This window comes from Paenibacillus algorifonticola, from assembly GCF_000971975.1.
Taxonomy (GTDB): domain Bacteria; phylum Bacillota; class Bacilli; order Paenibacillales; family Paenibacillaceae; genus Pristimantibacillus; species Pristimantibacillus algorifonticola.
This window is the reverse complement of record NZ_LAQO01000069.1, coordinates 1-9,286: the sequence shown is the minus strand read 5'-3', so window position 1 is coordinate 9,286 and position 9,286 is coordinate 1. Positions and strand designations below refer to the sequence as shown.

The 9,286-nt window shown below is 43.9% G+C and carries 6 protein-coding genes; all 6 read left to right on the top strand.

The window, feature by feature from the left end:
• Window positions 1-1,759 (top strand): polymorphic toxin-type HINT domain-containing protein (locus WH37_RS36905; RefSeq protein ID WP_046234871.1); only part of this gene is annotated, 1,759 nt, incomplete at its 5' end.
• 12 nt (window positions 1,760-1,771) lie between these two features.
• Complete coding sequence (locus WH37_RS32755) at window positions 1,772-2,530, top strand: hypothetical protein (protein WP_046234870.1); 759 nt, start codon at window positions 1,772-1,774, stop codon at window positions 2,528-2,530.
• A 289-nt stretch (window positions 2,531-2,819) separates the two neighbouring features.
• Complete coding sequence (locus tag WH37_RS37295) at window positions 2,820-3,794, top strand: polymorphic toxin-type HINT domain-containing protein (RefSeq protein WP_052737426.1); 975 nt, start codon at window positions 2,820-2,822, stop codon at window positions 3,792-3,794.
• A gap of 2 nt (window positions 3,795-3,796) precedes the next feature.
• Window positions 3,797-4,228 carry a hypothetical protein gene (locus WH37_RS32745; protein ID WP_046234869.1) on the top strand — a complete coding sequence of 144 codons (432 nt, stop codon included), beginning with the start codon at window positions 3,797-3,799 and terminating at the stop codon, window positions 4,226-4,228.
• A gap of 285 nt (window positions 4,229-4,513) precedes the next feature.
• Window positions 4,514-5,461 carry an RHS repeat protein gene (locus tag WH37_RS32740; RefSeq protein ID WP_074905095.1) on the top strand — a complete coding sequence of 316 codons (948 nt, stop codon included), beginning with the start codon at window positions 4,514-4,516 and terminating at the stop codon, window positions 5,459-5,461.
• Between the two features lie 12 nt (window positions 5,462-5,473).
• The coding region (locus WH37_RS32735; RefSeq protein ID WP_046234867.1) for an RHS repeat domain-containing protein at window positions 5,474-9,286 on the top strand (3,813 nt) is incomplete at its 3' end.

The following is a 9,286-nucleotide window of genomic DNA, read 5'->3' as shown; positions in this document are numbered from 1 at the left end:
AACGCTGACGATTGAGCTATATGAAAGCACGATCCGCTACTCGGGAGAGTTTTATGATGCGGAAGTGGGGTTGTATTACCTTCGGGCGCGTTATTACGATCCGTATGTGGGACGGTTTATATCCGAGGATACGTATAAAGGACGAGCGAATGAGCCGTTGTCGCTGAATCGGTATACGTATGTATTGAATAATCCGTTGATTTACATTGATCCTACTGGACATGTAGAAACCTCGTTAAGGGAACTGGCAGGAGCAACGGGATCAACAATTGTGTATGATGCCCAAACCAAGAAAACGACCGTCACACTTGTAGATGGATACAGCATTGTATTTGATCCTAATAAAAAGGATGATAGTGGAAAATCTGTTGTTACTATAAAGAATGGCAGAACGATGATTGATAACGAAACGTTCGATAAGATGATGACAGGATCAAAACCTGTTAAAGATGGAACGTATATTGTCCAAGTTGATTCAACAGTGGTGTCCGCAGTAAAGGATAAATCAGGAAAAGTATTAGAGGTAGCGAAAGTTGCGGTTGTGACTGTGGTAGGCAAACAGTCTAATGAGTACACTACTGGTGCAAATAAAATGCCAGTCTTAGAGATAAAGATGATAAGGAACAGTACTATCATTTACGATCCAGATACAAAAAAAGTTCTAGATACAACTTCCGTATTCAGTCTGCCAGCAGATCTTACGCCAAAGAGAACGGGGTTTAATTCATATTCAGAAATCGCTTTAGCATGGTATATGATGAGAGACGGAAGTTTAAGTAAAGAGGAAAGCAAGCAGTTGAATTTGAAATGGGATGCAAGATCATCTGTGGAGCTTCAGTTTAAATCAAATAAACTTGGTATGTCTCTTGGAGAAGTCTCACAAATTTACAATCAGCAAGTTGCCGTTGATCTCACGGTGCTGATTGGTATACCAGGAATAAAAATTGGAAGTAACATATCAGCCAAGATGACAGTTGTTAATAAGGGAAAGGGAAAAACAACAACTGGGACGAAAACGCCAGCAGGCGGATGTAACTGTTTCACAGCAGGGACGAAGGTTTTGACGGACGAAGGGGAGAAGAAAATCGAAGACATTGAGGTCGGAGATATGGTTCTCGCCAAGGATGAGAATAATCCGAATGGAGAGTTGGCTTATAAGGAAGTAACAGCCTTATATCGTAATCAACGAAATGATATAATCAAACTACATGTTGGAGAGCAAATCATCGAGACGACTGACAATCATCCGTTTTGGGTTGAAGGAGAAGGTTGGGTCCTCGCAGATGAGCTTGAAGCGGGCGATAAGCTCCAAAAGGCTGACGGAAGCACGCTGACGATTGACAAGGTCGAGTTTGTTGAGTTAGACAATACCGTTACGGTCTACAACTTTACGGTTGCGGACTACCATACGTACTATGTGACTGATTTGGGTGTTTGGGTTCATAATACAAGTTGCTTCTATATTAATCAGGCTACAAGTGGATATTCTACCAGTAAACATTTACCATCGAAGGGGGATTGGAGACCAGTAGGGATGTCATGGGGACAATTTAAGAAAGAAAATCAACTTTCAGTGAAAGAGAATTTCAGAAGGGACGATGGATATATATCCTACAATGTATATGACAAAGATGGCAATTATGTTGGAAGATTTGATAAAGGTCAAAGGGATAGCTATAAAAGCAAAAATATTCACCCAGACCATATCCATATAGAAAATGCTGAAGGTAACATCCACTGGTGGTTTAATGACAAGTAATGGGAGAGAGTAATGGGGAAATTAAATATCAAAAAACACAATGGAAGATATACTATAACTTGTATCAGTGACTTAGATAAAAAAGAAATAGCTAAAATACTTATTCAGTTCGTCACAAGCGACTCCGAACAATTACTCTTTGAGTATTTTAGGGCTGATCCATATTATTGGGATGAAGATATGGTGAAGAGTGACAAAGAAGATTTTTATGATTTGTTTCTAAATAATAAATTATTATTTCATAACGAAAGTACTAAAGATAATCTTATTCTTAAAATTTCCGAATTATTAAAAAATTATTGTGAATATGATGGAAAAGAAGTTAATGAGGTTACCTTGAATGAGTTTGCGTTCCCAGAGAACATTGTTGAATCTATAAAAACTTTGATATACGAGGTGGTGTTGACTGAGGAAGATCCTAAAATTCTCAATTTTATTAATGGGAAAATAGAATTTATTAATCATAGTTGGTATGATATGGAAACTGATAAACTGAAATCTAATCCACTTGCCAATGTCCGATGGTATAAAGTTCAGGACATGGATGAGATTGTTGGTGCAATTAGTATAACGGAGGTTTATTTTAAATGCCTATTGCATCAAAAAAATAGTGAATTAGAAAATTACGACTGTGCAATTATTTATTATGAGGCTGAATCTGATTTTCATCTTGAAGTTGTAGAGGTTGAGCATGGTTTTTTTGAGAAAAAGGTTTTGCCCAAATTAAATAACTTATTTCAGGATATCAGTTTCAGCCATACAGAAGAATAAGATAGTATAGGCCTATAACTGATAAAAATACTTTAGACCTTGAGGTTGGAAATTCTGAGTCTGTAAAACATTCTGTATAGTGCGATTTTGCCTAGCCGCGCTACACAAAATTATTGACAGACCCGAAAACCTCAGGGTCTGTCATTTTTTAGCGTCAAATAGCCCAGAACTCAAAGAGAGATGTGGGTTTCTTGCATTTTGTGAGCGTAACTCCTAGAAACTCGGCAGGATTCAGGTAAGAAAACAGATTCAGGCCGTTTTTCTGGGCTATCTATTGAGTCTGAAAGGAATGACGGTTGCACAAGCACAAGCTGCGTTTAACGCTCAACAGAAAAAAGCGGTAGAGGCAGCGCTAGATATGATGGTTTCTGGTACAGTGACAAGTGGACTAAAATTAAATCCTAAGAAACAAAAAGATCCGGTAGAAGTTAAGAGTAAAAGTAAGGCTAATGGATGTAACTGTTTTACAGCAGGAACAAAGGTTTTAACAGACGAAGGGGAGAAGAATATCGAAGACATTGAGGTCGGAGATAAGGTTCTTTCCATGAATGAAGAGACTGGTGAACAGGCATACAAGGAAGTTCTAAACTTGTTTAGAAACCAACGGGATGAGATTTATAAGCTGTCCGTTGACGGTCAAATCATTGAAACGACATTCAACCATCCGTTCTGGGTAGAAGGAAAGGGTTGGGTACTTGCAGAAGATCTAGAGGAGGGAGAAAAGCTTCAAAAAAGTAATGGAGACCTCTTAACCATTGATAACATCGAAATTGTTACTTTGAAGGAAAAGGTAACCGTATATAATTTTGAAGTAGAAGATTTCCATACCTACTTTGTTAGTGATCTCGGGATCTGGGTGCATAATACAAATACGAATGATTGTACACCTGGGAAGACGGGAAATGCAGCTTTCAACAACGGTAGAGTCACTGTTAATACAATTAAATCAAATCCGAGTGCATTTAAAGGTAAATCTGTAGATGAAATCGCTCAAATGTTGAGAAATGAAGGATATGACGTTACTGTACAGGATTCCACTAAATCAAGTTCAGGAGCAAAAATTATCAAGATAAATAATACTGGCGGAGATAGGAATATTACTCAAGTTCAAGTATCACCTGGGGGTGGGAGACACGGAGGAAGTCCATATGTAAAAATTAGTACGAATGACCAAGGTATCATAAAGGTAGTTGATGGACCTGAAAGTGCATACAAGACAGATGGAAAAGAAACAGCAACAATAATCTTTACAGGAGGCAATTAACTATGGTGTTATTGAATGCCCCCATTGTTCCGTGGAAGGAAATGGGTGGAATTAATCTATATAGCCACATCAGCGAGTTTTATAGCACTATTACAAAGCTCACTGATGCTGATGCTCTATTAGGAAAATCTTTAGTAAGGTACGAAATTAAAGATGAGGTTTACTTGTGGTTTAATTTATTCAATGGTAAATTGTTTAAGATTACTGCTTTGAGGGAATATACTGGAAAATTATTTAATGAAATTCAAATTGGTATGTCGATTGATGAGGTTTTAGCAATAGAGCCAAGTTTTGAATATGATGATTTTGAAGAAGTATATTGCAGCCCTAAAGGGATTTATATTGAAACTGATCCTGTTGAAAACACTGTTTTATGGATTTCCGTATACGTTAAAGAAATTGATAATGAGGACTTTGATAAAGGGAACTGGTAAGACAATTTGACCTTGATTGGCCTCGTGCCTTTCAAGGTTTTTTTGGTGTTGTTGCTACTCTGATAATTAAAGCTCCAGCAAGATCCAGGGCAGAAGGTAACGGAGGTTATTTATGATGCTCTTGGACGCGTAGCGGAGCAGCGTATTTATACCAAGGGTGAAGCGGACTATACGTATACCCGCCATGATTATGATTTAGCGGGAAATCCGCTCCGAACAAGAACGGGCAAATTAACGGGAACGGCGAGTGTCGTAGCTAGCGATGTAAGCTACACCTACGATGCGATGAATCGGGTGACGGATGAATACGCCAAGCTTGATGGATCGAGAACGGCACATGTTCGGTATGCCTATGATCTTAACGGCAATAAGCTCACCGGGACGTATTATACGGATGCAGCTGAAACCAGCTTCAAGCAGCAGCTGTTCACCTATAATTTTGCGGGTCAGGTGACGAAGGAAGAGGGCACTTTTAAAGAGAAAGATGGCAGCAAGACGGTAGAGCATGGAAGCTACCGCATGCTGTATGACCGAGATCTTGCGGGCAATGTCATTAAGCAGCAGGTATGGAGTGGAGACGGCTACGATACGATATTGTTTACGTATAATTACCGTAATCAGGTCGTTGAGAAGGCTGAGCCATTCGGGGGCAAAGCTAACGGGAAACGTACCGTTTATCGCTATGACAAGCTTGGACAGCTTTTAAGCGAAACCCTAACGGTTCAAGGAACCGATATGACGCAAACGATGACCTATGATGGGCTTGGCCGTATGGCAACGAAGAGCGATGCTCTCGGCAATCGAAGCCGGTATGCTTATGATGCAAATGGCAAGGTCATTAAAGAAAGTGACGGCAGATATTCTGCCCTGGCTCTCGAGGATGCGCCAGGGACGCTTTATGAATATGATGCGCTGAACCGTATGACAACCGCCAGCTCTTTTGACGGAAAAGTCAAAGAGGTCGTGATGTTTAAGCAATATGATGAGCGCGGCAACGTCATTAAGGAAGGGAAAGGCGAAGGCTATCAAGCCGCAAATCCATCGCAATCAAGTGGAAATGTCTATCAATATGATGCAAATGATAGAGTTATTGCTGTCGTTTCTGCACAGACTGGCGCGGACAATGCGAGCAAAGGTTCAGCTCATTACACCAACCAATATGTGTATGATGCTTTGGGAAATGTCATCTCGGAAACGGATGCCTTGGGGCGTAAAACGTCGTACAGCTATTAATTAAATGGGCTGTTGAAGGAGAAAGTCTATCCGGATGGAAGCAAGGAAAGCTACAATTACGATCTTACGGGCAAGACGCTCGTTAGCAAGAAGGATCAGAACGGCAATGTGACGACTGTAAAAAATAATGTGTTTGAGAAGCCTTACCGGATCGAGCATCCAGATGGAACCGTGGAAAGCATGTCGTATTCCGCTAAAGGTGAATTAATCGAGAAGGTGGATCAGGCGGGGCAAGCCTCTTATTATCGCTATGATTCCAGCAGCAATCTGATTGCTGAGCAAGCCTACATCTCGTCTAATTCGACCTCATCTCAATATAAGCTGACGGAGCATCAATATGATGAAGCGAATCGCCTGCTTAGCAGTGAAACCTTTAGCTATAAACAGCCGAAGTCAGGCGCAGAGGGAACGAAGGCTTCTGCTGGCGATAAAATCACGAATAGCTACGATAAAGCGGGGCGTGTGCTTAGCGTTAGCGGGCCAAATGGCCGGGAAACGCTGCAGCAGTATGACGAGGTTGGGAATATTACGCTGAAGCGGACGAAGGTAGCAAGCGGCGAATATGACATCACGCGTTATGCGTATGATGTTCAATCCCGTAAGCTTTCGGAGTCGCTATTGGTGAAAATGGATGAGCTTGTGCAGGCTGAGCTTGCGGATGCCGGGGTAGATGATACCTACTACGATCGTGTGCTGGCGACAACGGTTTATCACTATGATAAGTCCGGCAATGTTGTGAGCCAGACAGACCCGAAAGGCTATGTAACCAAGCTGGCTTACGACTTGGATAACCGCGTCGTGAAGCAAATCGATCCGCTTGGAGCAGCAACCACCTATACCTATGATGAGAAGGGCAATTTAGTTGAAGAAAAAAATCCGCTAGGTCTGCTTACTCGCTATGACTATGATGAGTTGGATCGGGTTATTCGCAAAAAGCAGCCGGCAGCGGATGGAACGGAAGCCGTTACCCGTTATCTATATGACGCTAACGGCAATATAATCAAGGAGATTTTGCCGAATCAGTATACGGCTTCTCTGGATAGTGCGGGTACAGTCAAGTCCATGAAGGGCTTATCGTATACGTATGATGCGATGAATCGCCTGACCTCTACGACCTCGCCAGAAGGCAAAGGGATGGAATACATCGCCTACGATACGAACGGTCGTGTCAGCAAAACGGTAGATGGCTTGCAGTATACAGGGGATATGTCAGCTTCATTGGGCATGAGCTACGTTTATGATGGTCTCGGTCAATTGATCAAGCAGACGGATGCACTGCAGCATGCGACTACGTTTGTTTATGATGTGCTTGGCAATGTAACGAAATCGACGGATGCCAGAGGCATGGTAACGGAATATGCCTACTATCCAGATCGTCTAGTTCGCTCAATCACCTATGCCGATGGCGGAGTGACGTCTTATGAATATGACAAGCTGGGACGTGTAACTGCGGAGACAAATCAGCTTGGGAATAAGACGACAACAGCCTACAATGCCTTTGGGCAAGTGAAGCTGGTGACGGATGCGCTGCTTCAGCGTACGGAGTCGAAATACGATCTTGCAGGCAATCTGGTATCGCTTAAAGATAAGCGGGGCAGCGTTTCGTTGTATGCCTACGATGCCAACAAGAAGCTGATTGAAACGAAATCGCCGTTGGAGCAAGATAGCAGCGGCAATGTTGTGTACGCCGTAGAAAGCTACGCTTACGATGCGGCTGGCAATCTCATTAAAGAGAGCCTCAGCAGCTCGAAGGATGAAGCTTTTTTACGCGAGAGAACCTATGCCTATTATCTGAACAATTTGCTGAAAAGCGAATCGGATAACAGCGGCGCATTGACGGTTCATGAATATGATAAAAACGGCAATGTGACCGAGACGGCAACGCTGCGGGATACATCGGTTTATGATGTGGAGCGTTTCGTATACGACAGTCAGGACAGAGTGACGCAAAGCGTGAAGCTGGTGGATGCTCAGCATATGTATTTAGATAGCTCGGCTCATACGGAGCTTCTGCAAGATAAGGAAAATCCGGGTAAGCTGCAAATCATAACGGGATATGTGTATGATGTGCTCGGCAATGTGGTGAAGGAAATTGATCCGAGAGCCTTTATGTATGCGGCAACCGATACAGCGGGTAGAAGCCAATACACGACGACCCATTCGTATGATGCGATGAATCGTCTGGTGCAGACGAGCCGCAAGGTGAACGGGCAGGATGCGGTCAAACGTTTTGCGTATGATGAAAATGGGAATGTAGCGGAAGAAACGAATGAGCGCGGCTATGTGACGAAGTACGCCTATGATGAGCTTAACCGCGTAGCAGCCGTTACCGATGGAGAAGGGCATAAGGCGATCTTCAGCTATGACTTGGCGGGCAACAAAATAGCCGAAGCGAATGCAAATGGCAACCGTATGACCTATGCATACGATAAGCTCAATCGTCTGGTGACGGTTAAAGACCCGTACAACATCATTGTGACGCGAAATGTATATGATGCAGCAGACAATCTCATTAAAGTCATGGATGCCAAAGGCTATGCATCGGCAGCGACGGATGCGCAGCGCTACGGAACCGTGTATAGCTATGATCTGGCGAACCGCCTGATTGCCCAGGCAGAGCCAGAGGCCGCGCTGCAAAATAAAATGAACAAGTATCAATACAACGCGGCAGGAGAGCGAATCTCTGAAACGAATGCGCTTGGGGTTACCCATACGTATGCCTATGATCAAGCGGGACGCTTGCTGAGCGTAACCGACCCGCTCGGAGTCAGCGTCACCTATGGCTACGACTTACTCGGTAACCAACTGGATATGACTGACGGCAGAGGAAAGGTTACCCGCTATCGTTATGGGGCATTTGGTCTGGTGACGCAGGTCATCAATCCGAACAATCAAGCGATGTCCTACCGCTACGATTTGGCGCTGCAAACCGCAGAGCTAACGGATCGCAATGGCAACCACACGCGATATAGCTATGACAATCGGGGACTGCTGGTCGAAAAAGCGGTGGCTGAAACCGAGGACCGCATTCAGTATACGTATGACGAAATCGGTAACCGTGCTTCCATGAACGATGGCAGCGGCCAAAGCAGCTACGCGTATGATGGAAACAATCGTTTGCTGGAAGTTGCGAAGGATGGAAAGACCCAGCTCACGTACACGTATGATGCGGTAGGCAATGTGAAGAGCCTGAAAGATAAAACAGGCTTTACGACGAGCTACACGTATGATAAATCAAGCCGAATGAGTACCGTTACGGCACAAGGGAAGACGACGTCCTATAGCTACGATGAGAACGGAAACCGTACGTCCATTGCTTATGCGGGTGGAGTGAAGGAAAGCTACACCTTCGACCGCAACAGCCAGCTGCTGAAGCTGGTCAATACGAAGGCGGACGGTGCTGTACTATCCGAATACAGCTATACGTATGACTTGTCGGGCAACCAGCTGACGAAAACGGACAGCTACGGTGCGACGAATTATGGATATGATGAAGTCGGTCGTATCGTAACAGCGGAAGCGCCAGGCAAAACGACGGTCTTCACATATGACCGCAGCGGCAATCGTCAATCGATGCTGGAGACGTATACGTCGGAGCAGCCGACCGGCTATACCGATCCGATCAGCAAAACCGAACTGACATATATCGTGAAGCGCAGCGAATATCTATATTCGAATGCGAACGAGCTGCTGCAGCTGACGGAGCAAATGAAGGATGCAGTGGGCGAAGAGGTGCTAGAGAAGAAAGTCATCTCGCTGTTTGACAACAACGGGAATGAAGTGCGCCAGCAAACCAGCTACTTGCGTCCGCACAGTCGAGGGATG

What these genes read in the sequence shown, in the direction of transcription:
- WH37_RS32755 (WP_046234870.1), top strand. Translation starts at nt 1,772, where the DNA reads ATGGGGAAATTAAATATCAAAAAACACAATGGAAGATATACTATAACT.
- WH37_RS37295 (WP_052737426.1), top strand. Translation starts at nt 2,820, where the DNA reads ATGACGGTTGCACAAGCACAAGCTGCGTTTAACGCTCAACAGAAAAAA.
- WH37_RS32745 (WP_046234869.1), top strand. Translation starts at nt 3,797, where the DNA reads ATGGTGTTATTGAATGCCCCCATTGTTCCGTGGAAGGAAATGGGTGGA.
- WH37_RS32740 (WP_074905095.1), top strand. Translation starts at nt 4,514, where the DNA reads ATGAATCGGGTGACGGATGAATACGCCAAGCTTGATGGATCGAGAACG.